A 22,154-nucleotide genomic window follows, 5' to 3' on the forward strand; every position below is an offset into this window, starting at 1 on the left:
CCGGGGCCCGAGTGGGGCCGGAGTGTCCGGCAGGGGCCGGGGCCCGGGGCGGCAAGCGGCCCCCGCCGGCCACCCCCCGCCCAGCCGTCACCCGGCACACCGCCACGGGCAGGCGGGCCTGTCGGCCCGCTGCCTTGCGGTGGAGAGGAGTCAGGCTTCCGCGTGGTGGCGGACATTCGCGTTGACCCAGTCGACGATCGACGCCGTCGTCGCACCCGGGGTGAAGATCTCCGCGACGCCCTTGTCCTTCAGCGGTGCGATGTCCGCCTCCGGGATGATGCCGCCGCCGAAGACCTTGATGTCCTCCGCCTCGCGCTCCTTCAGCAGCTCGATCACCTTGGCGAACAGCGTGTTGTGCGCACCGGAGAGGATCGAGAGGCCGATCGCGTCGGCGTCCTCCTGGATCGCGGTGTCCACGATCTGCTCGGGCGTCTGGTGGAGCCCGGTGTAGATGACCTCCATACCGGCGTCGCGCAGCGCCCGCGCGATCACCTTGGCCCCGCGATCATGGCCGTCCAGGCCCGGCTTGGCCACCACCACACGGATCGGACCGGTCACACCCATCACTGCCTCCACATGCGTCTCCCGTGCCTGAAGGGCCGGGGATGTGAACGAACGTTATCGCCAGCATCCCGCAACCCGTCGTTTCGCGGTGGACGGGGAGGGGGAAATCACACGTGGGACATGTTCACCGGGCACCGTTCCCGCTTGACGCGGCACACCTGCCGTGCGGGACCGGCCGCCAGGGGAGCCGCCAAGAGGTCGCCGTACCACCGCGCCGCCAGCCGCGCGGCACGGTGGTACGGGCTGCCGGGCCCATCGTCATCGGGCCCGTCGGCCGATCGCTCGCCGGTCACCACCGGCGAGCAGGGGCCTGCGAATCGGGGCCGAACCCCGGCCGGATGGTACGGGCGGGCCGCCCGTACCTCCGCAACGGCACCCCATGAGGGCATACGGGGACCGGAGCCGCCTCCCCGCTTGCCGAAGCAGGAGGTCGGCCATGAAGGTCCTGCCTTTCCTTCCCCTACCGCTGCGCCGGCCGTGTCTGTGCTGCGCCCGGCTGTCATCCGCGCTGCTCAAGGCCACCGCACTTGAGCTGGTGGTCCTCGCCGGGCATGTGCTCCTGTACCCCACCGGCATCGCCGGGGAGCGACGGCCCCCGCAGCGCCCGGCCGAACCGACCACCACACCCCCCACCGCCCCGGCCGGGACGTCCGCCCTCCCCGCCGAGGGCGGCGAGCGGCCGCCCGTCGTGCTCCTGCACGGCTTCATCGACAACCGCTCGGTCTTCGTCCTGCTCCGCCGCTCCCTCGCCCGGCACGGCTGGCGCCATCTGGAGTCGCTCAACTACTCGCCGCTGACCTGCGACATCCGTACGGCGGCCGAGCTGCTCGGGCGGCACGTCGAGGAGATCTGCGCCCGCACCGGACACCACCAGGTCGACATCGTCGGGCACAGCCTCGGTGGCCTGATCGCCCGCTATTACGTACAGCGGCTGGGCGGTGACCAGCGGGTCCGCACCCTGGTCACCCTCGGCACACCGCACGGGGGCACATCCGTCGCCCCACTGGCCAGCGCTCACCCCATCGTGCGCCAGATGCGTACGGGCTCCGAGCCGATCGAGGAACTGCGCAGGCCGGCCCCCGGCTGCCGCACCTGGTTCGTGAGCTTCTGGAGCGAGCTGGACCGGGTGATCGTCCCGGCCGAGGCGGCCTGCATCGACCATCCGGATCTCGACGCGCTGAACGTACGCGTCAGCGGCATCGGCCATCTCGCGCTCCCGGTGCACCCCACCGTCGCCGCCGCGGTCCGGCAGGCGCTGGAATCCCGCGAATCGATGATCGAAGCCACGGGAGCCACAGGAGCAGCTTCGGTGGCTTGACCGGACCGGCCCGGCCTCACCTCACCTCACCTCACCTCACCCCGCCGGAGGCTCCAAAAATAGAACGCGTTTCGAACATAGAGCCAAGGCTGTGTAGGCAGTCCGTCGAAAGACGGCCGATTGCCCGTTTCCTGAGCCGCCCGAGCCTGCCGAAGATTGTCGACGTCACGTACCGCCGGGTACAGTCGCGGCCATTGCTCCCCCTGGGATCCCTCCGCCGGACCCCAGACCACAGGTCCTGCTGCCGAGGCGAGAGAGAAGTTGGTGAACGACCAGCACCCCCACGCCGGGTACGCCGGATACGCCGGATACGACAGCCAAGCCACCGGCAGCTTCGACAGCGACCCGCTCTTCGGCTCCCTTCCCGGCAGCAGCGACGGCACGTACGGCAGCGGCTACGACGCCGGCCAGGCCGGGTACAGCGGCCAGTACGACTCCACGCAGTGGGACACGGGTGCACACGCCACCACCTCGTACGACGCCTACGCCCCGTACACAGCGGATCCCCAGCAGCAGTACGCCGCGGGCCCGACGTACGACACCACAGCCACCTGGACGCCCGGAGCCGACTACGGCACGGCAGCGACCACGGCCGCCACCGCCACCTTCGCCGAAATTCCGGCACAGGGCGGCACCCCGGACGCCACGGGCCAGTGGGACACCAACGGCTGGTACCAGACCGGCCAGTGGGCGACGACCGGCACGGCCACGTACGACACCGGCGCATACGACGCCACCGCCTGGAACACCGGCGCCACGCCCGAGCAGGAACAGCAAACCGAGCAAACCACGCAAACCGCACAGATGTTGCACGAGGCGTCGGCGACCCACGAGGCACACGAAGCACAAGAGGCGCACCAGTCGTATGAGTCCTATGCCGACCAGGACTCCTTCGACCCGTACGAGCCCCACCCCACCGCCGAGTTCAGCCTCCCGGAGACGGGGGCGGAGACGGAGACGGGGGCAAAGGCCGACTTCGACACCGACGTGCGCGAAGGCGCCGCCGACGACACGGCCGATGCCGCGGCGCCCGACGCCCACCGCCCCATCAGCCGCCCCGCATCCCGCGGCGGTGGCGGCGGCAGTCGCAGTCGGCGGCGTTCCCCCGCAAAGCGTTCCGCGCTGCTCACCATCGCCGTTCCCTCCGCCTGCGTGATGAGCGTGGCCGGTATCGCCGCGGCTTCCGTCAGCGGACTGGGCGGCGAGGACAAGAAGGACAACAACACCACGATGGCGGCCGCCGACCCCGGCTCCGTCAAGCCGGTCGCCGCCAACAACAAGCTGGACACCCAGCTCGCCAACCTCAGCGCCGACGCGGAGAACTTCGCCGACCGCGCCAGCCGTACCCAGGAACGCATCGACCTGAGGGAGCGGCAGGCCGCCGAGAAGAAGAAGCGCGAGGAAGCGGCCGCCCGCAAGGAGGCGCTGCGCCCCAAATTCCTCCTGCCGGTCGCGCAGCACGGCCTCAGCGCGTCCTTCGGCCAGGCGGGCGTCAACTGGATGTCCGTGCACACGGGCATCGACTTCCCCGTCTCGTACGGCACGCCCGTGATGGCCGCGACCGACGGCACCGTACGCACCCAGCTGAACAGCGCCTACGGGAACATGGCCATCGTCACCATGGCCGACGGCACCGAGACCTGGTACTGCCACCTCAGCAGCACCAAGATCCGCTCCGGCCCGGTGAAGGCCGGCGATGTGATCGCGTACTCCGGGGATTCAGGGAACTCCACCGGCCCGCACCTGCACTTCGAGGTACGGCCCGGGGGTGGAGCGGCAATAGACCCGCTGCCCTGGCTCCGCAGCCACGGCCTCGACCCGACCTGAGCCGCCCGGCGGCCGGTGCGACTGCCCCGGCCGCCTGTCCGGCTACCGGACTACAGCTTCTCGACCGGCGCGTACCGCAGCAGCAGCTTCTTCGGCCGCTCGTCCCCGAAGTCGACCGTCGCCTTCGCCTGGTCGCCGACGCCCTCGACCGCCGTGACCGTGCCGAGCCCGAACTGGTCGTGCGTGACCCGGTCCCCGACCACCAGCGTGACCGTCGGCTTGTCCGAGGTGCGCCGGGTCGCGAAGCCGGAGGGGCCCGACCGGGCGCGCGACGAGGACAGCGACGACGTGATCCCCGATGTCGGTCCGGCCGGGGCCGACATCGGCCCGGTCCGCTTCCACTCCAGGTGCTGGTCCGGGATCTCCTCGAGGAACCGCGACGGCGGGTTGTACGAGGGCTGCCCCCACGCACTGCGCATCGCCGCCCGGGTCAGATAGAGCCGCTCGCGGGCCCGTGTGATCCCGACGTACGCGAGCCGCCGCTCCTCCTCCAGCTCCTTCACCTGTCCCAGCGCGCGCATGTGCGGGAAGACGCCGTCCTCCATGCCGGTCAGGAAGACCACCGGGAATTCGAGGCCCTTCGCGGTGTGCAGCGTCATCAGCGTGATGACACCGGAGCCGTCCTCGTCCTCGTCGGGGATCTGGTCGGAGTCGGCGACGAGCGCGACCTTCTCCAGGAATTCGGCGAGCGTGCCCGCGCCTTCCTCTTCCCCGCGCTCCTGCTCGAATTCGAGGGCGACGGCGGCGAGTTCCTGAAGGTTCTCGATGCGGGTCTCGTCCTGCGGGTCGGTGGATGCCTGGAGCTCGGCGAGGTAGCCGGTGCGCTCCAGCACTGCCTCCAGGACCACCGCCGGGCCCGCGCCGGAGTCGACGATCGTGCGCAGCTCCTCCATCAGCGTGTTGAACCGCTTGACGGCGTTGGCCGACCGGGCCGCCATGCCGTACGCCTCGTCGACCCGGCGCAGCGCCTGCGGGAAGGTGATCTTCTCGCGCATGGAGAGCGCGTCGATCATCGCCTCGGCACGGTCGCCGATGCCGCGCTTGGGCACATTGAGGATGCGGCGCAGCGGGACGGTGTCCTCGGGGTTGGCGAGGACCCGGAGGTAGGCCAGGACGTCCCGGACCTCCTTGCGCTCGTAGAAGCGCACGCCGCCGACGACCTTGTAGGGCAGTCCGACGCGAATGAAGATCTCTTCGAAGACACGGGACTGCGCGTTCGTGCGGTAGAAGATCGCGACGTCGCCCGCCTTGGCGTCGCCCGCGTCGGTCAGCCGGTCGATCTCGTCGGCGACGAACTGCGCCTCGTCGTGTTCGGTGTCGGCGACATAGCCGGTGATCCGGGCGCCCGTGCCGGCGTTCGTCCAGAGGTTCTTGGGGCGGCGGCTCTCGTTGCGCTCGATGACCGCGTTGGCAGCGGACAGGATCGTCTGCGTGGAGCGGTAGTTCTGCTCCAGGAGGATCGTGGTCGCGTTCGGGTAGTCCTCCTCGAACTGGAGGATGTTGCGAATGGTCGCGCCGCGGAAGGCGTAGATCGACTGGTCCGCGTCACCGACGACGCACAGCTCGGCGGGGGCGTCGCCCTCGCCGGCCGGGCCGACCAGTTCGCGCACGAGGGTGTACTGGGCGTGGTTGGTGTCCTGGTACTCGTCGACCAGGACGTGCCGGAAGCGGCGGCGGTAGTGCTCGGCGACGTCGGGGAAGGCCTGGAGCAGATGGACCGTCGTCATGATGATGTCGTCGAAGTCCAGCGCGTTGGCCTCGCGCAGCCGGGACTGGTACATCGCGTAGGCCTGGGCGAGGGTCTTCTCGAAGCCGTCCGCAGCCTGGCCTGCGAAGGTCTCCTCGTCGATCAGCTCGTTCTTCAGGTTGGAGACCTTGGCCGTGAACGCCTTCGGCGGGAAGCGCTTCGGGTCGAGGTCGAGATCGCGGCAGACCAGGGCCATCAGTCGCTTGGAGTCGGCGGCGTCGTAGATCGAGAACGACGAGGTGAAGCCGAGCTTCTTCGACTCGCGGCGCAGGATGCGTACGCACGCGCTGTGGAACGTCATGACCCACATGGCGTTGGCGCGCGGTCCGACGAGTTGCTCGACGCGCTCCTTCATCTCGCCCGCGGCCTTGTTGGTGAAGGTGATCGCCAGGATCTGGCCGGGGTGCACCCCGCGCTCGGCGAGGAGGTGGGCGATCCGGTGGGTCAGCACCCGGGTCTTCCCGGAGCCCGCCCCGGCGACAATGAGCAACGGGGAGCCCGCGTGGACCACGGCGGCGCGCTGCTCGGTGTTCAGCCCGTCGAGGAGCGCCGCGGAGTCGATGACGGGGCGGTGCGCGCCGTCGCGGTAGTACGCGTCCCTGGGCGGCGGGGGCCCGTCGAATACGCCCGCGAAGAGGTCCTCCGGCACCGCTTCGGGTGCGGAGTCCTCGGGGGGCGGCGGGGGCTCTTCCTCCGAGTGCTGGAGGCCGGCCAGGAAGCTGTCGTCAAAGAGGCTGCTCATCGCTTGTCGAGTCTAGGCCGCCGCAACGACACACGACGGCCGCATGGCGAACCGCACCCGACGGCCGGGCACACAAAGGCAGCAGCCACCCACTCCGTGTAAGGGAATTCGGGCCCTCGCCGGCCCTTGCCGCCCCACTTCATCAAGGTCACGAAAACGTATCGGGCATATCGAACATCGGCCTTCACAGCAGCACCACGGGTTGGCTAGCGTGCTCGACCGGGCGGCCCGTACCCCCTGAGGCGAACCACGCCGAGCGGGCGCCCGCGCCGAATCCGGCCTGCCCTCGTGGGAGTTCGGAGCCGGGGACCCACACGCAGCACCGGGGTGAATCGGTCCTTATCCCCCACTCGGACCGTAGGGCAGCCTTCCGTTCCGCCCGAACCCGACAGCTAACCCGGTAGGCGGTCCACGGAAGGAGATGCCGGCCTTGGCGTCGCATCGCAAACCGCGCACCCGGGTGCGCACCACCACACCGGCCGTAGGGCTCACCACGGCGGCACTGGCGTCCGTGACCCTGCTCTCCACACAGAGCGCCACGGCCGCCCCCGCCCCGAAGCCCAGCATCGAGAACGTCCAGAAGAAGGTCGACGACCTCTACCGGCAGGCGGGCACCGCGACCCAGCAGTACAACCGGGCGAAGGAAGCCTCCGCCACCCAGCGCGCCAAGGCCGACGCCCTGCTGGAGGACGTGGCCGAGCGCGCCGACAAGCTCAACGAAGCCCGCAGGACGCTCGGCGCCTACGCGGCCGCGCAGTACCGCACCGGCTCCATCGCGCCGAGCACCACCTTCTTCCTGGCCGACGACCCGCAGTCGTACTTCGACCAGAGCCAGCTGATGAGCCGGATGACCGGTCAGCAGCAGAAGGCAGTCACGGACTTCCGTACGCAGCAGGCCAAGGCGTCGAAGAAGCGTGCCGAAGCAGTGCAGAGCCTGGAGACGCTGACCTCGACACAGAGCACGCTGCGCACCAGCAAGCAGAACGTCCGGAAGAAGCTGGGCGAGGCGCGCGCGATGCTGTCGAAACTGACCGCCGAGGAGAAGGCGCGGCTCGCGGCGCTGGAGCGCGAGAAGGAGGCGGAGGCCAAGCGCAAGGCGCAGGAGCTGGCGCGGCAGCAGGCCGCCGCCAAGGCGGAGGCGGACCGCAAGGCCGCGGAAGCGGCGAAGGAGGCGGAATCCGGCAGCGGTACGGGCACGGGCACCGGAACCGGCTCGGACAGCAGCGCCACCACCAAGGCGGAGAAGGCCCTCGCCTTCGCCACGGCCCAGATCGGCAAGCCGTACGTATGGGGCGCGACGGGCCCGTCCTCGTACGACTGCTCCGGACTCACCCAGGCCGCCTGGAAGGCCGCGGGTGTCGACATCCCGCGCACCACCTGGGACCAGGTGAAGACAGGCACCCGGATCGCGACGGCCGATCTGCAGCCGGGCGACCTCGTCTTCTTCTACGACGACATCAGCCACGTCGGCATCTACAAGGGCGACGGAATGATGATCCACGCGCCGAAGCCGGGGGCGAACGTGCGCGAGGAGTCGATCTACTACATGCCGATCTACGGCAGCGTGCGGCCGTCGTAGCGGCTCACGCCCTTATGCCTTCAGCTGCCGGACGGGCTTGAATTCCACGCCCGTCCGGCAGCGTGGGCGGCACGGACCGGCTCAGGTCCAGAGCGTGGCGATGAAGATGTTGGCGAGCGTCAGCCCGCCCACCGCCGCGAAGGCGCCCTTGTCGACCTTCTCCTCGTCCCGCTTGACGTAGACGAGCGCGAGGATCACGACCAGGAGCAGCAACTTGACCCCGATCTTGATGTTGTTCACGTGGTGGCCGTCGGCCTCGTTGAGCCCGACCAGCGCGACACCGGTGACCAGCATCGTCAGAGCGCCGTGCAGCATCGCCGGGACGAATCGGGCCGTGCCCGCGCCCATCGCCTTCATCTGGGTCAGGAAACCGCCCAGCAGAGAGGCGATACCGATGATGTGCAGGGCGACGAAGACATTGATGAGTACGTCCATGGTCCGCAGCCTAGCCCCGGCCATATCACCACTCCGCAGGCAGGTGCGACTTCCTGTTCACTCGCGCCTGCACCAATTGCCTGGCTCTGGTGCAATTTTCCGAGCAATCGACGACAGCGCCGCGCCAAATTCGGGCAATAGGCGTCATTACGACTCTTCCCCACGCCCCGGGTTTAGCGTCCCTACCCAGGTGACCGGCTTCACCGCCGCTCCGCACCCGGACGGCGAACCGGTCACCCCGCCGAGAGATCCGGCGGCGGGCCGCTCCCCCTGTTGGCGACCCGCCGCCGGACCTCGGGCGGGCCCGCCGGTAGTCCCCGACGGGCAGTCGCCAGGAAGGACGCACGCCCCCGTGGCAGCGCACCGGAAACCCAAGCAGCGCCCGTACACCGGCTCTGCTGCCCGCACCGCAGCCACCCTCGCCATCGCCGGAGCCGCCACCGCTGCCGCTCTGCCAGGTTCCGCACACGCCGATCCCCAGCTCACCCCCGCCCAGGTCAGGGCGGAGGTGGACCGGCTGTACCACGACGCGGAAGCCGCCACCGAGCAGTACAACGGCACGAAGGAGAAGGCGACCGCCGCCGCCGATGCCGTCGACACCCTGCGCGACGAGGCGGCCCGCAGGACCGAGCGCCTCAACGCCTCGCGCAACGCACTGGGTTCCCTCGCCGCCGCGCAGTACCGCACCGGCGGCCTGGACCCGGCCGTACAGCTGGCGCTCTCCTCCGACCCCGACCAGTACCTGGAGCGGGCCTCGTACGTGGACCGGATCGGCGACCGCCAGGCCGCCGAGGTCGACGGGGTGGAGCGGCAGGTCGCCCGGATCGCCCAGCTGCGCTCGCAGGCCAGGGGAAAGCTGGCTGCGCTGGCATCCCGCCAGGCCGAGCTGAAGAAGCACAAGGCGACGATCAGGACCAAACTGGCCGATGCGCAGCGGCTCCTCGCCACCCTGTCCCCGGCCGAGCGCGCCGCCTACGAGAGCTCGGACAGCGCGCGCTCCGCCGAGCGTGCCGACCGCAGCACCGCACGTGGTCCCGTCCAGGCTCCCAACGCCCGTGCCGCCGAGGCCATCGCGTTCGCGTACGGGGCGCTCGGAAAGCCGTACGTCTGGGGCGCGACCGGCCCGTCCTCGTTCGACTGCTCCGGGCTCACCCAGGCCGCCTGGCGCTCCGCCGGTGTCTCGCTCCCCCGGACCACGTACACCCAGATCAGCGCCGGCCGGCACATCCCGCGCTCCGAACTCGCCCCGGGCGACCTGGTGTTCTTCTACTCCGGCGTCAGCCACGTCGGGCTCTACATCGGCAACGGCCAGATGATCCACGCCCCGCGCCCGGGAGCGCCGGTCCGGATCGCGCCGATCGACCAGATGCCCTTCGCCGGAGCGACCCGGGTGGCATAGGCTCCCGACTTCTGATCAACCGGCCGGAGGACAACCGCACATGCCCATGGACGTCGAGGTCCAGACCCATGCCCGTACGCTCGCCCTGCGCTCCCCCGACCATCTCCGGGTCGGCCCCTTCACCGTGCGGTACAACCCGAACTGGTCGATCAAGTACGCCAATTACGCGATACCCGACCGGGACGCCGAGCCGACGACGGAGGACCTCGACGCCCTGATCGCGGCGTTTTGCGAGTACGACCGGATGCCGCGGCTGGAGTTTCTGCCCGGCTGGGCACCCGCGGTCGAACCCGCGCTGCTCGCCGCCGGGTTCACCGTCGAGAACCGGGCCCCGGTCCTGGCCTGCGCCCCGGGCGACCTGCTGCCGCCGAAGCCGGTGGACTCCCTCACGATCGCCGAACCGGTCACCGACGCGGAGTTCGACGCCGCCGCGCTCGTCCAGCACCACGGATACGGCGGGACCGGCGAGCCCGAGGGCGGCGAGGCTGCCTGGCTGCGCGCGGCGGCCGGGGGCGGCGGGGTCGCGGCCCTCGCCACGGTCGACGGCGTCCCGGCGGGCGCGGGCGGCTGCTCGGTCCCGGTCGACGGCCTCACCGAACTGGCCGGCCTCGCCGTCGCCGACACCTTCCGCCGCCGCGGCATCGGCGCCGCGCTCTGTGCCCACCTGACCGCGACCGCCTTCGAGCGGGGCTGCCGGGTGGTGTGGCTGGAGCCGGGCGACGCGGACGTGGAGCGGATCTACGCGGGGATCGGCTACCGCCGGGTCGGCGAGAAGCTGAACATCTCGCTCGGCCCCGACCCCACGGCCGGCTGACTCAGACCAGCCGCCGCGCCGTCGCCCACCGGGTCAACTCGTGCCGGTTCGACAGCTGGAGCTTCCGCAGCACCGCCGAGACATGCGACTCGACCGTCTTCACCGAGATGAACAGCTGCTTGGCGATCTCCTTGTACGCATAGCCGCGGGCGATCAGCCGCAGCACCTCGCGCTCGCGCTGCGTGAGCCGGTCCAGGTCCTCGTCGACCGGCGGCGCGTCCGTGGAGGCGAAGGCGTCGAGGACGAAGCCGGCCAGCCGGGGCGAGAACACCGCGTCGCCGTCCTGGACCCGGAAGACCGAGTCGACCAGGTCGGTGCCGGTGATGGTCTTCGTGACATAGCCGCGGGCGCCGCCGCGGATGACGCCGATGACGTCCTCGGCGGCGTCCGAGACGGACAGTGCCAGGAACCGCACCGGGTTCTCGGCGGCGCCCATCAGCGGGGCGCAGCGGCGCAGTACCTCGACGCCGCCGCCGCCGGGCAGATGGACGTCGAGGAGGACGACCTCGGGGCGGGCCGCCGTGATGACAGTGACCGCCTGGTCGACATCGGCGGCCTCTCCGACCACCTCGACGCCCGTCTCCTCGGTGCGGCCGATCTCGGCCTGGACACCGGTGCGGAACATCCGGTGGTCGTCGACGAGCACGACCCGTACCCGGCGCTCCGGGCCCCCTGTCGCCTCAGTGGTCTTGGTCATCGCTCGCCCTCTCCATCTCCAGCTCGACTTCCGTGCCCCCGCCGGGCACCGAACGCAGCCGCGCCGTACCGCCGTTGCGCTGCATCCGGCCGATGATTGATTCTCGTACGCCCATTCTGTCCCCCGGTACGGAATCCAGATCGAATCCCGGGCCCCGGTCGCGCACCGAGACGAAGACCGTGCGGCCCTCGACCTCGGCGTAGACCTGCACGGCGCCGCCCTCGCCACCGTACTTGGCAGCGTTGACCATCGCCTCGCGTGCGGCCTGCATCTGCGCGGCCAGCTTCTCGTCCAGCGGGCAGTCGCCGACGACGACGACCTCCAGCGGAACGCCGTGCTTGTCCTCGACCTCGGCGGCGGCGCGCTTGACCGCCTCGGCGAGGGTCCCGGGTTCGTCGTCCTCGTCCTTGCCGGTGCCCTCGGGGTTGTACAGCCAGTTGCGCAGTTCGCGCTCCTGGGCGCGGGCCAGTCTGCGGACCTCGCCCGCGTCCTCCGCGTTGCGCTGGATCAGGGTGAGGGTGTGCAGCACCGAGTCATGGACATGGGCGGCGACCTCGGCGCGCTCCTGGGCCCTGATGCGCATCGTGCGCTCCTCGGAGAGGTCCTGCGTCATGCGGACGAGGTAGGGGCCGGCCAGCAGCGCGATGCCGGTGAGGACGGCAATCGCGGCGGTCAGGACGTTGCCGAGCTGGGCCGCGGACCCGCGTACCACCATGAAGACGGCCAGGCCCAGGCCGACCAGGGCCACCCCGGCAAGCCCCCGGGCCAGATGCAGGACCCGGCGGCGGCTGCCGACCTCCATCCAGCGGGCGCGCCGGGCGTTGTCGGCCTGGCGCCACACCAGTACGGAACCTGCGCCGATCAGCAGTGTGGGCCAGATGTAGCGGTCCGCCTTGCTGCCCATGTCGACGTTGCCGACGAAGATGATGGCGCCGATGAACAGCGCAATGAGGGCGAAGACCTGGCCCTTGTCGGGTTTACGGAGCCGGCGTCTGCCGTCCGGGGCGGTCTCGAAGACGGAACGCGGCGCCTCAACACCACCGACACCGAGCGGGACGACGATCCAGAACACGGCGTAGAGCAGCGCGCCGAGGCCGTCGGCGAAGAACAGACCGAGGAAGACGAACCGCACCCAGGCGACGGGCAGACCGAGATGCCCGGCGAGACCGCGCGCGACGCCGCCGAGCAGCCGTCCGTCGGCGCTGCGGTACAGCTTGCGCAGTGATGGCTCCTCCGGGTCGGCGTTGAGAGAGCTTGTGGCTCGGGGCGTGGCGGCTGGCATGACCCGATCGTCACATGTCCGTACGGGCGACGGCATCAGGGTCCGCCCCCGACTCGACCCTGAGTGTGCGCGGGGCGCCTCCCGCAGGAGCCGCCGGGCCGGTACCGGAGCGCCTCCCTCAGGGCCACCGGACCGGTACCGGGTTGTCTCCCCCCAGGGGACCGCCGGGCCAATATCAGGGATCGGCCAGGGTCGGTGCGGGTCCCGGACGGGCGCCGGGCCCGTCACCATGGAGCCATGACCGTTCCCCAGGACGCCTCCCCCGGTGTCGCACCGCCCGCCGGACCGGGACCGCAGCTGCGGCGCAGCCCGCGGCCCAAAGTCGTGGCCGGGGTGTGCGGCGGGCTCGGCCGGTACTGCGACGTCGATCCGGTGATCTTCCGGATCGTGCTCGGTGTGCTGTCCGTCACCGGCGGCATCGGGCTGATCTTCTACGGCTTCGCCTGGCTGCTGATCCCTCTGGAAAGTGAGGACGAGAACGAGGCGCGCCGGCTGCTGTCCGGCCGCGTCGAGGGTGCCTCGCTGATCGCGGTGCTGCTCGCGCTGATCGGCTGCGGGCTGTTCCTCTCCATGCTGGGCAACGGCGGCACGCTGGCGTTCTCCGCGATGCTGTCGCTCGCGGTTGTCGGCTTCGCCGTCTGGACGCAGAACCGCAGGACGGCGGCGCCCGAGGACCCGCTGCATCCGGCGACCGCGCAGGCGGTGGCGGACGCGCCGCCCGAAGTGAAGGCTCCGCCGTCGCCGGGCAGCCCGTCGTGGTGGCGGGATCCGATCATCAAGGACGGCACCTCGGGTCCGGTGGGCCCCGGCTATCTGTGGGGTCCGGCCGATGCGGCGCTCGACGGCCGGGCGGTACGCCCCCGGGGGGCGACGCCTCAGGACCCGTTCCGCGCGCCACCGCAGGAGGCCGGTACCCGGGGCCCGGCCTCGATCGGCGGTCTCGTATTCCTGTTCGCGCTGATCGCGGGCGGTCTGGGCACGGGGCTGAGCTGGGACTCCCATCCGTTCGGCACGAGTCTGCAGATCGGTCTGGCCGGTGCGCTCGCGGTGTTCGGGCTCGGAATGCTGGTCAGTGCGTTCCTGGGACGGACCGGGTTCGGCACGGTCATGCTGTCGATGATCACGGCGGCCCTGCTGGCGGGTGCGTCCGCGCTGCCGAAGGACATCACCACCCAGTGGGTGCGCGAGGGCTGGCAGCCGGCCTCGGTGGCGGCGGTCCGGCCGCATTACGAACTGGGCTCCGGGGTGGCACGGCTGGACCTCACCGAGATCACGGTCCCCCGGGGCGACACCGTCCGTACGGGGGTGAACGTCGGGGCGGGCCGCGCGGTCGTCGTCGTACCGAAGGCGGTGACGCTGAAGGTGGACGCGCGGGCGGGCCTCGGCGACATCACACTGCCGGTCGACCAAACGGGCGAGGCGCCGGACAGCCGGCAGCGCGATGTGGACGTCAACCCGTCGCAGCAGGAGCGCAGGACGCTTCCACCACCCCCGGGCAGCAAACCGGCCGGCACGGTCGAGCTCACTCTCGAAGTCGGCATCGGACAGGTGGAGGTCACCCGTGCTGCGTCATGAGATCCGTCCGGGGCGGGCGGTGGCGGGCCTGGTCATGCTCGCTCTGGCAGCGGGATACGCGGCGGACGCCGCGGGGGTCTGGGACGCCCCGTGGGTCTTCTTCTTCCCGCTGTTCTTCGGCGGCCTCTGGCTGGCCGCCACCGCGACCTGGGTGAACTACACGATCCGTCGCCGTCGTGACGCGAGAAAGGCGTCCACGGAGAACGCCGCGGCCCCGCCGAGCAGCAGCGGCAGCCAGGCCATGAGGTAGGCCAGGTCGTTGCCGAAGTAGTACGGCTTGACCTGCCAGCTCACGGTCAGCCACAGGCTCAGCGAGATCAGCGCCCCGCCGAGCGCGGCGAGCCGTGCCCACAGCCCGATGAGGGTGCCGATGCCGACGGCGAGTTCACCGATGGCGATGGCGTACCCGAAGGCGCCGGGGTTCTTCAGCGCGAGATCGACGAGGGCCGGGATCGCGGACGAGTCGCGTACCGCGTGCATCATCTCGCCGATGGAGCCGGCACCGCTCGCGCGGAAGAAGGAATTGTCCGTCAGTTTGTCGAGCCCGGCGTAGATGAAGGTGACACCGAGAAAGATCCGCAGCGGCAGCAGGGCATGCTCCCGCGCCAGCTCCTTGAGCCCTCTCGGCTCACCCAGACCGCGTACGGCCGTGCCGTAACCCTGAATGTCCTGCATGTGGCTGCCCCAACCTTCCGTAGACCCGTCGACAGACCATACGTACGCGGTGGACGCCCGGCTCACCCGGTGAGGCGTCCGGTCGGCCGGTATCCGTCACCCCTCGGCCGGACACGGGCTGCGGCAGTCAGTCCGTCACATCGATCTCGACCCGGTTCGTCTCCACCCCGGCAGCGGTCACGACCTGCACCTCCACCAGCCCCGGTTCCACCTCCACCGGTACCGGCACGGTGAGCACGCTGTCGGTCGGGTTGGCGAAGCCGCCGGTCACCGGGATCAGCGGCACATGCACATGGACCCGGCCGATCCGGACGACCATGCGGGCCAGCCGGTCCGGCGCCCCGGCACCGGGCGGCACGAAGCCCGCACCACGGATCTCGATGTCGTCGCCGGTACGGATCGACGCGTCCAGGTCCCCGGCCTCCCGGGCCCGGACCACCGAGAGCACCACAGGGCGCCCGCCCTCCGCGTACTTCCCTGCGAAGTACGTGAGCGCCGAGACGGTGACCAGCAGCGCCAGACCCCAGGGCAGGTCGGGCAGCTGCTCGGGCCTGCGGGCGAGGCGGACCGCGGCGAACAGTACGGCGACGGTGCTCACCAGTACGTACTGCACATCCGTGAAGCTGCCCCGCCCGGAGTCGTCGGTGAGCAGATCGGCGGCGCGCGGCCGGTCGGCCCGCAGCTTCTGCAGCCGCCCGGACAGCGCCCGTATGGTCACCACCCGGCGCACGACCACGGCGACGGCGCACACCAGCGCGAGCACGGTCACCACCCCGGCGCCCCTGGCCAGGTCCAGTCCCTCGATCAGCTCGTCGCGCTCGGCGTGTCCGGAGGCGCCCGCCAGCTGGAGCGCCAGCACGAGTACGGAGAAGACAGCGAGCAGCACCCAGGACGCGGCGACCGCCCGGGAGGTGGAGAGCCGGTTGTCCTCGCCGATCACCGGGGCGAGGAGGCCGCCGCGGGCCCGGTGGACATGGGCGGCGCCGGTGAGCAGGCCCGCGGTGACGAGTCCGGCGACCAGTCCGGCCGTACGGGCGTTGGTCCAGCCCGCACCGATGGCGGTGGCGGCCTCGGCGACGACCAGCACGGCGACGCTCCCCCACACCGCGATCAGGGTGCGCCGCCACACCCGGTACAGCCAGGCGTCGCCCGCCTCCCGGCCCCGTTCGGCGACGGTCCTGGCGGACTGGGTCAGCTCGTCCGAGACCCACTGGCGGGTCGCGGAGGCGGAGTGGGCGACCCCGGGCGGCAGCCCCTGACCTGCGGCGAGTTCGTCCCGCTTGGCCAGGAAGGCGGCCACCGCACGCCGGTGGCCCTCGCGCGCCCCGTGCGGGCAGTCGCCGCACGTGCAGCCGCCGCCGTGCGTGCTGCTCGCCCTCGCCTCGTCCAACGCCACGGAGAACGCCGCCCTTTCAAGCCCCGGTCCAGCCAACTCGGCTGCGATTGCTGCGAATTGTGCCGTACGGAAGGGCTCGGGCCCGCATCGGGGCGGCCCGTCGGCGCGTATCGTCAGAATGTGCGACTGATCCGGCGCCACAGTGGCTGGTAGTTGATCCAGGCCACCAGATCGCTGCCCAGCTGCTCACGGGTGGTGACCGCGTCCCGGTGCTCGATCAGCACCGGCTTCCCGGCTGCCCGTGCGGCCAGCTGCACCTGGCAGGAGCGTTCGAGCGCGATGAACCACCAGGTGGCCGCGTCCACCGAGTCGCCGACGGTCAGCAGCCCGTGGTTGCGCAGCACGATCGCCTTGTGGCCGCCGAGCGCGGCGGCGATCCGGCGCCCTTCCTCCTCGTCCACGACGACCCCGGTGTACGCGTCGTACAGGACATGGTCCTCGTAGAAGGCACAGCATTCCTGGGTGATCGGTTCGATGAGCTCACCGAGCGCGGACAGGGCCCGCCCGTGCACGGAGTGGGTGTGCGCGACGGCGACGACGTCCGGACGGGCCCGGTGCACCTGCGCATGGACGGCGAACGCCGCCTGATTGACGTGGTGCCGCCCCTCGACGACCTGTCCTTCCCCGTTGACCAGGATCAGCTCGTCCGGCGTGAGCCCGTCGAAGGGGGCCCCGAAGGGGTTGACCCAGAAGCAGTTGGTGAACTCCGGGTCCCGCGCGGTGATGTGACCGGAGACGCCGTCCTCGTACCCGTACTCCCCGAACAGCCTGAGCGCCCCGGCCAGTCGTTCCTTGAGGTAAGCGCGCTCGTCGGCCACCGACTCGTGGACGGGCGGCATCGCGAAGTGGAGCTGGTCCACAGGTATGGGTGTGGGCTCGGGCATGGCGACTCCTCGGGGCTCCCAGGGCGTACGGGATCGGAAGTTACCGCCGGTTGCCGCAGGTGGCCAGAGGCATCGGGACTCGATTCGGGCACGGGCACGGGTCCGGGTACGCGACGATGCCGCCGCCCAGGTGAATGAGCGACGGCATCGGCGTCGACCGGGTGTCAGGCAGGGCCCGTCGGGAAGGTCACTCCCACTCGATGGTGCCCGGCGGCTTGCTCGTCACGTCGAGCACGACGCGGTTGACGTCGGCGACCTCGTTGGTGATGCGGGTCGAGATCTTGGCGAGCGTCTCGTACGGCAGACGCGACCAGTCGGCCGTCATGGCGTCCTCGGAGGAGACCGGGCGCAGGACGATCGGGTGACCGTAGGTGCGGCCGTCGCCCTGGACGCCGACCGAGCGGACATCGGCGAGCAGGACCACCGGGCACTGCCAGATGTCGCGGTCCAGGCCGGCCGCCGTCAGCTCCTCGCGGGCGATGGCATCGGCCTCGCGGAGCAGGTCGAGCCGCTCCTTGGTGACCTCGCCGACGATACGGATGCCGAGACCCGGGCCGGGGAACGGCTGGCGCTGGACGATCTCCTCCGGCAGGCCGAGCTCCTGGCCGACCATCCGGACCTCGTCCTTGAACAGCTGGCGCAGCGGCTCGACGAGCTGGAACTCGATGTCGTCGGGGAGGCCGCCGACATTGTGGTGGGACTTGATGTTGGCGGTGCCGGTGCCGCCGCCGGACTCGACGACGTCCGGGTAGAGCGTGCCCTGGACGAGGAAGGCGACGTCCTCGCCGGCCGCGCCCGCCTCGGCGACGAGCTCGGCCTGGGCCTGCTCGAAGACACGGATGAACTCGCGGCCGATGATCTTCCGCTTCTGCTCGGGGTCGGAGACCCCGGCCAGCGCGTTCAGGAAGCGCTCCTCGGCGTCGACGACCTTCAGCTGGACGCCGGTCGCGGCCACGAAGTCCTTCTCGACCTGCTCGGTCTCGTCCTTGCGCATCAGGCCGTGGTCGACGTACACGCAGGTCAGCTGCGAGCCGATGGCCTTCTGTACGAGGGCTGCGGCGACTGCGGAGTCCACGCCGCCGGACAGGCCGCAGATGGCGCGCTTGGTGCCGACCTGCTCACGGATCAGCGCGATCTGCTCCTCGACCACATTGGTCGTGGTCCAGGTCGGCTCGATGCCGGCGCCGCGGTAGAGGAAGTGCTCCAGGACCTGCTGGCCGTGCGTGGAGTGCAGGACCTCGGGGTGGTACTGGACGCCGTAGAGCTTCTTCTCGTCGTTCTCGAAGGCGGCGACCGGTACGACGTCCGTGGACGCGGTGACGGTGAAGCCCTCGGGGGCGGCGGAGCAGGCGTCGCCGTGCGACATCCAGACCGACTGCTCGGTGGGGGTGCCCTCGAAGAGCGTGGAGCCGGTCTTGGAGACGGCGAGCGGGGTGCGGCCGTACTCCCGGGCACCGTTGTCGTCGACGGTGCCGCCGAGCGTGGTGGCCATCAGCTGGAAGCCGTAGCACATGCCGAAGACCGGAACCCCGGCCTCGAAGATTGCACGGTCGAGCGAAGGTGCGCCCTCCGCGTACACCGAGGAGGGGCCGCCGGACAGGATGATCGCCCGGGGGTTCTTGGCCAGCATCTCGGCCACCGGCATCGTGGACGGGACGATCTCGCTGTAGACCCGGGCCTCACGGACGCGTCGGGCGATGAGCTGGGCATACTGCGCCCCGAAGTCGACAACGAGAACCACGTCGGTGGCGATGTCGGGGGCGGCGGCGGGGGGTGCTGCTGGCACGGGGCGGCCTTCCGGCGGTGAAAGGGGGTCGGTTTTGTCGATTCTACCGGGGTTGCGGAGGCGGCCGTCGTCACGCCCGGACGGGGCTGCGGGAAGCGCAGGCCTCGGGCCGGGGCCGGGCGGTGTCTCAGCATCCGGTCCCCGTGTTGGCCCGCCCGCACAGGCAGGGCCATACTGAGTTCCATGCGACAGCACACGACCTTCGTCTTTACCTATGGCATCCGGCCCGCCGGCTGCCATGGTCGTGCTGCTTGATCCACTGACAAGCAACGTTCCAGGCGCCCCGGGCCGAAAGGCCCGGGGCGTTCTGGCGTTCCGGACCGGTCGGATTCGGGGGCCGCACCCCACGAGGAGTCACCACCATGACCAGCACCGCCCCTGTGCAGAGCAGCACCGCGAAGACCGGCACTGCGAAGACCACCGCCGAGAAGACCGGCGCGCACACCGATGAGGCCGCCGCGCTGATCGACAACGCGAGGTCCCGCATCGACGCCCTCGACGACCGGATCATCGGACTCGTCCAGGAGCGGATGGCCATCTCCGCGGTCATCCAGGAGGCCCGGATCACCTCCGGCGGCCGCCGGATCAACCTCTCGCGCGAGATGGAGATCCTCGGCCAGTACCGGGACGCGCTCGGCAAGCCCGGCACCTCCCTCGCCATGACGCTGCTCGAACTCTGCCGCGGCCGGGCCTGACACCCCCCGGGCAGGAGGTGCCCGGGCGTATCCCAGTTCGGTCCGACTCTCACCCGTACGGCGCGTGACCGGGTCCGCCGTGGCTTCGTTGGTCCCGGTGTCCGTGCCAGCCAGGGGCGGCTTTGGAAAGAAACCACGCGTGGCTCCGCTGGAGCGTGTGGCGTACTGCAGGTACGCCGTGGGACCGCGCCCCAGCGTGCGTGACCGGTCGGCAGGGGACAGCAGCCCGGTCACCCCAAGAACGGCCGGCTCCGGGGACGCCCGGAGCCGGCCGTATCCGGTCGAACGGTCTGCGCGGGGCGCAGCCGTCCAGCTCGGTACCGAGGCCGCGTCCAGGTGCTGATCGCGCAGGGCCCTGTGGACCGCCTCCCGGTCCACAGGGCCCTTGCCCATGCCGCCTCTGTTGCCCGGTCCCCGGCCGGACGTCAGCCCCGCTGGCGGCGGCGAGCCGTCGCGTACAGCACGCCGCCCGCCGCGAGTGCGACCGCCGCACCGGCGGCCACCGGCAGCGCGACGGTGCCGGTCGATGCCAGGGAGCCGCCGGTGGAACCGGCCGTGGTGGAACCTCCCGTTGCGGCTCCCGAGGTGGTCGAGCCGTCGGACGTGGCGCCGGAGCCGCCGGTCGGGCCGCCGGCGGTGGCCGGGCCGGCCGATCCGGAGCCGGAGGCCCCGCCCGAGGCGGTGGATCCGGAGCCGCCGTCGCCGTTGTCGCTGTTCAGGACCAGCAGTGCGGTGTTGTTGCCCGGCTTCGGGTCGAAAGGCAGCTTCGGGGACTCGGCGAGGCGCGGGGTGCGTACTGTGACCGCGCCGGAGGCTCCCGTCACCACCTTGTCGATCCTCAGACGGAAGCGCAGGGCGAAGTCGGCGCCGTCCCGTACGGCCATGGGTGTGTCGCAGACATAGCGGGGCGCTCCGCTCCGGCTCTCGCGGTACTGACCGTCGGCCGTCACACCACGGCAGGCGGCGGGGCTGCCGGTGACCGAGGCGCCCTCGGGGACGGTGAAGTCGACCGTGGCGACGGGTTCGCCGGATCTCGGGTGGCCGACCCAGGCCGGGCCCTTGTTGCGGAAGCCGATCGTGGCCGCGACGGTCTCGCCCGCGGCGCCCCGCGCCCGGGTGCCGTAGGCCACGAAGTCGGCGGAGTTCGCGGTGACGAAGTCGGTCTCCTGCTGGTTGTCCCGGGGATCGAGGTCCACGCCCCGTACGGTGGCGGCCTCCTTCAGGGTGAGCGCGGCGCCCTTGCCCGCGCCGGCGCTCGCCGCTGAACGGTGCGCGCCCCGCCCCGGTACGTCCTCGTCGATGCGGTAGACGAATGTGTCGTGGAAGGCGTGCTCGGTGGCCTTGAGGGAGAGCGGTACGGCGAGCCGGTAGGTCGCCCCCGCTTCGTACGTGCCGGGGACGGAGCAGTGGGCGGTGGTTCCGGCGGGGAAGCCCCGGCCTGCTTCGCCCTCGCTGTACTCGCAGTTCGCGTAGCGCTCGATGAAGTCCAGGCCCCGCGTGTACATCAGGGTGAGCAGGACACCGTCGGCCGCCCGTGTGCCGTTGTTGGTGAAGGTGACGGGGACCGGCTGGGTCTCGCCGGGCTTCAGATTCTGCTTCAGCGGGAGCCGCTCCATCACCAGGTCGGGGCCACCGATGACCACCTCGGTGGAGAAGGCGGTGAACGTCGCCCCGTCCGCCTTGCCGGTGGCCCGGATGGTGCCCGAGCCGCCGATGCGGCTGCCCTCGGCGGCGGAGAGGTCGAGTTCGGCGAGCGCGCTCAGGCCGGGCCCTAGGTCATGGCCGCGACAGACGGCCGTGGGGCCGGTGACCTCGCAGTCCGCGCCGCCGGTCTCGCCGAAGGCCGCATCGGCGATGCCCGCGATCCCGGTCAGGTCCAAGGTCACGGTGAAGTCCCCGTCGAAGGTGCCGGGCTCTCCGTTCCGCGACGGGTTGTCGACCGTGATCCCGACCGTCGACTTCCGCGGCGGACCGCTCGCCGGGTAGGGGTGCAGGGCGGTCGCGGCGGGGCCGCCGATCACCAGCTCCGGGCCGGCGGCCTGCGCGGGGGTGCCGAGGGCGAGCGAGCCGGCGGCCAGCAGACCGACGGCGGCGAAACCGCCGGCGGCGCGGCGCAGCGCGGCTCGCGGGGAAATGGTTCTCATCGCGGACTCTCTGAGGTCGGTGGGGGCGGTGCGACCGCTGTGACAGCGATACGAGTTCGACCGCGTGGCCCGGTGAACAGTTGCGCGGCCTCAGGTCACGGATTGAGCACGGAGGGAAACGTGAGCGGCATCACATAAAGGTTCTGTGAGCATCCGGACAACCATTGCGGCGGGCCACGGGTCAACCATGCGGAACCACCGGCCCCACCCGTGCCCCGGCACGGCAGGCCCGTCCCGACAGCCGTACTGCTCACAGCGGTACGCCGGACTTCTGAGGTCACATGAAGCTTCGCGGCGCCATGGCGCTCACCGCCGCCACGGCAGTGATCGCCCCTGCCGCGGTCCTGGCTGCGCGGGCCGCGAAGCCGGCCGACAACCCGACGGGCCTGGTCTCCGGCAGACGCGCGGAGACGGGTTCGCTCTCCGCTGTGCCGGTGTTCGCCACGGCGGGCGGCGCGGCCGTAGTGCTCGGCGCAGGCGCGATGTTCATCGTGCGGCGCCGCAGGAACGGTGACACCGGCGCGTAAGGCGTTTGGTCACCGTAAGCATGGAGGGGCTGCACTCGGAGGGGGGTGCAGCCCCTTCTGCTGTCCCG

The 22,154-nt window shown here is 71.1% G+C and carries 18 protein-coding genes and 1 riboswitch; of the genes, 8 read left to right on the top strand and 10 right to left on the bottom strand.

The annotated features are described in order from the left end of the window. Positions 1-150: 150 nt before the first annotated feature. On the bottom strand, positions 151-564 hold the full coding sequence (locus NRF20_RS18310) for a cobalamin B12-binding domain-containing protein (protein WP_398631285.1): 414 nt from the start codon (positions 562-564) through the stop codon (positions 151-153). Positions 565-1,000: 436 nt separating this feature from the next. On the opposite strand from NRF20_RS18310, the gene NRF20_RS18315 reads away from it, so the two are divergent. Beyond that, on the top strand, positions 1,001-1,882 hold the full coding sequence (locus tag NRF20_RS18315) for an esterase/lipase family protein (protein WP_398631286.1): 882 nt from the start codon (positions 1,001-1,003) through the stop codon (positions 1,880-1,882). A 264-nt stretch (positions 1,883-2,146) separates the two neighbouring features. Further along, positions 2,147-3,709, top strand: a complete 1,563-nt coding sequence (locus tag NRF20_RS18320) for a M23 family metallopeptidase (RefSeq protein ID WP_398631287.1) — start codon at positions 2,147-2,149, stop codon at positions 3,707-3,709. 50 nt (positions 3,710-3,759) lie between these two features. Here the strand turns inward: NRF20_RS18320 and pcrA are convergent, their stop codons facing one another. Beyond that, positions 3,760-6,198 carry a DNA helicase PcrA gene (gene pcrA / locus NRF20_RS18325; RefSeq protein WP_398631288.1) on the bottom strand — a complete coding sequence of 813 codons (2,439 nt, stop codon included), beginning with the start codon at positions 6,196-6,198 and terminating at the stop codon, positions 3,760-3,762. A gap of 257 nt (positions 6,199-6,455) precedes the next feature. Further along, a riboswitch (cyclic di-AMP (ydaO/yuaA leader) is annotated at positions 6,456-6,621 on the top strand. Here pcrA and NRF20_RS18330 point away from each other — a divergent pair. Then, positions 6,620-7,777: an NlpC/P60 family protein gene (locus tag NRF20_RS18330; protein ID WP_398631289.1), complete on the top strand. Its 1,158-nt coding sequence runs from the start codon at positions 6,620-6,622 to the stop codon at positions 7,775-7,777. (Overlaps the previous riboswitch by 2 nt.) A gap of 81 nt (positions 7,778-7,858) precedes the next feature. Here NRF20_RS18330 and NRF20_RS18335 read toward each other — a convergent pair whose 3' ends face one another. Beyond that, the gene (locus NRF20_RS18335; RefSeq protein WP_114246172.1) at positions 7,859-8,212 is read right to left on the bottom strand and encodes a hypothetical protein; all 354 of its coding nucleotides are present in this window, start codon (positions 8,210-8,212) and stop codon (positions 7,859-7,861) included. Between the two features lie 352 nt (positions 8,213-8,564). Between NRF20_RS18335 and NRF20_RS18340 the strand changes: the two genes are divergently transcribed. Continuing rightward, a complete protein-coding gene (locus tag NRF20_RS18340; RefSeq protein ID WP_413752915.1) occupies positions 8,565-9,611 on the top strand; it encodes an NlpC/P60 family protein in 1,047 nt (348 codons plus the stop codon). 40 nt (positions 9,612-9,651) lie between these two features. Then, on the top strand, positions 9,652-10,425 hold the full coding sequence (locus NRF20_RS18345) for a GNAT family N-acetyltransferase (RefSeq protein WP_398631291.1): 774 nt from the start codon (positions 9,652-9,654) through the stop codon (positions 10,423-10,425). A gap of 1 nt (position 10,426) precedes the next feature. Here NRF20_RS18345 and NRF20_RS18350 read toward each other — a convergent pair whose 3' ends face one another. Beyond that, on the bottom strand, positions 10,427-11,122 hold the full coding sequence (locus NRF20_RS18350; protein WP_266358639.1) for a LuxR C-terminal-related transcriptional regulator: 696 nt from the start codon (positions 11,120-11,122) through the stop codon (positions 10,427-10,429). After that, positions 11,106-12,404 (bottom strand): PspC domain-containing protein, encoded by a 1,299-nt coding sequence (locus NRF20_RS18355; RefSeq protein ID WP_398631292.1) that lies wholly within the window; start codon positions 12,402-12,404, stop codon positions 11,106-11,108. Before NRF20_RS18355 ends, NRF20_RS18350 begins: the two co-directional genes overlap by 17 nt. Before the next feature lie 237 nt (positions 12,405-12,641). Between NRF20_RS18355 and NRF20_RS18360 the strand changes: the two genes are divergently transcribed. Next, complete coding sequence (locus NRF20_RS18360; RefSeq protein ID WP_413752917.1) at positions 12,642-13,979, top strand: PspC domain-containing protein; 1,338 nt, start codon at positions 12,642-12,644, stop codon at positions 13,977-13,979. Positions 13,980-14,135: 156 nt separating this feature from the next. Here the strand turns inward: NRF20_RS18360 and NRF20_RS18365 are convergent, their stop codons facing one another. The 4 genes from NRF20_RS18365 to guaA form a co-directional block, all read right to left on the bottom strand. Further along, positions 14,136-14,645, bottom strand: a complete 510-nt coding sequence (locus NRF20_RS18365; RefSeq protein WP_398631353.1) for a DoxX family protein — start codon at positions 14,643-14,645, stop codon at positions 14,136-14,138. Between the two features lie 136 nt (positions 14,646-14,781). After that, positions 14,782-16,050 (bottom strand): hypothetical protein, encoded by a 1,269-nt coding sequence (locus tag NRF20_RS18370; protein ID WP_413752918.1) that lies wholly within the window; start codon positions 16,048-16,050, stop codon positions 14,782-14,784. Between the two features lie 113 nt (positions 16,051-16,163). Further along, the gene (locus NRF20_RS18375; protein WP_398631295.1) at positions 16,164-16,934 is read right to left on the bottom strand and encodes a class II aldolase/adducin family protein; all 771 of its coding nucleotides are present in this window, start codon (positions 16,932-16,934) and stop codon (positions 16,164-16,166) included. A gap of 187 nt (positions 16,935-17,121) precedes the next feature. Beyond that, a complete protein-coding gene (gene guaA / locus NRF20_RS18380) occupies positions 17,122-18,720 on the bottom strand; it encodes a glutamine-hydrolyzing GMP synthase (protein WP_266358646.1) in 1,599 nt (532 codons plus the stop codon). Between the two features lie 362 nt (positions 18,721-19,082). On the opposite strand from guaA, the gene NRF20_RS18385 reads away from it, so the two are divergent. Beyond that, entirely contained in the window at positions 19,083-19,415 is a 333-nt protein-coding gene (locus NRF20_RS18385) for a chorismate mutase (protein WP_266358647.1), read from the top strand. 425 nt (positions 19,416-19,840) lie between these two features. Here the strand turns inward: NRF20_RS18385 and NRF20_RS18390 are convergent, their stop codons facing one another. Then, positions 19,841-21,559 carry a peptidase gene (locus NRF20_RS18390; RefSeq protein ID WP_413752920.1) on the bottom strand — a complete coding sequence of 573 codons (1,719 nt, stop codon included), beginning with the start codon at positions 21,557-21,559 and terminating at the stop codon, positions 19,841-19,843. Positions 21,560-21,840: 281 nt separating this feature from the next. Between NRF20_RS18390 and NRF20_RS18395 the strand changes: the two genes are divergently transcribed. Beyond that, the gene (locus tag NRF20_RS18395) at positions 21,841-22,086 is read left to right on the top strand and encodes a hypothetical protein (protein WP_413752921.1); all 246 of its coding nucleotides are present in this window, start codon (positions 21,841-21,843) and stop codon (positions 22,084-22,086) included. Positions 22,087-22,154 lie beyond the last annotated feature (68 nt).

The organism is Streptomyces sp. R-74717, assembly GCF_047305335.1.
Classification (GTDB): domain Bacteria; phylum Actinomycetota; class Actinomycetes; order Streptomycetales; family Streptomycetaceae; genus Streptomyces; species Streptomyces atratus.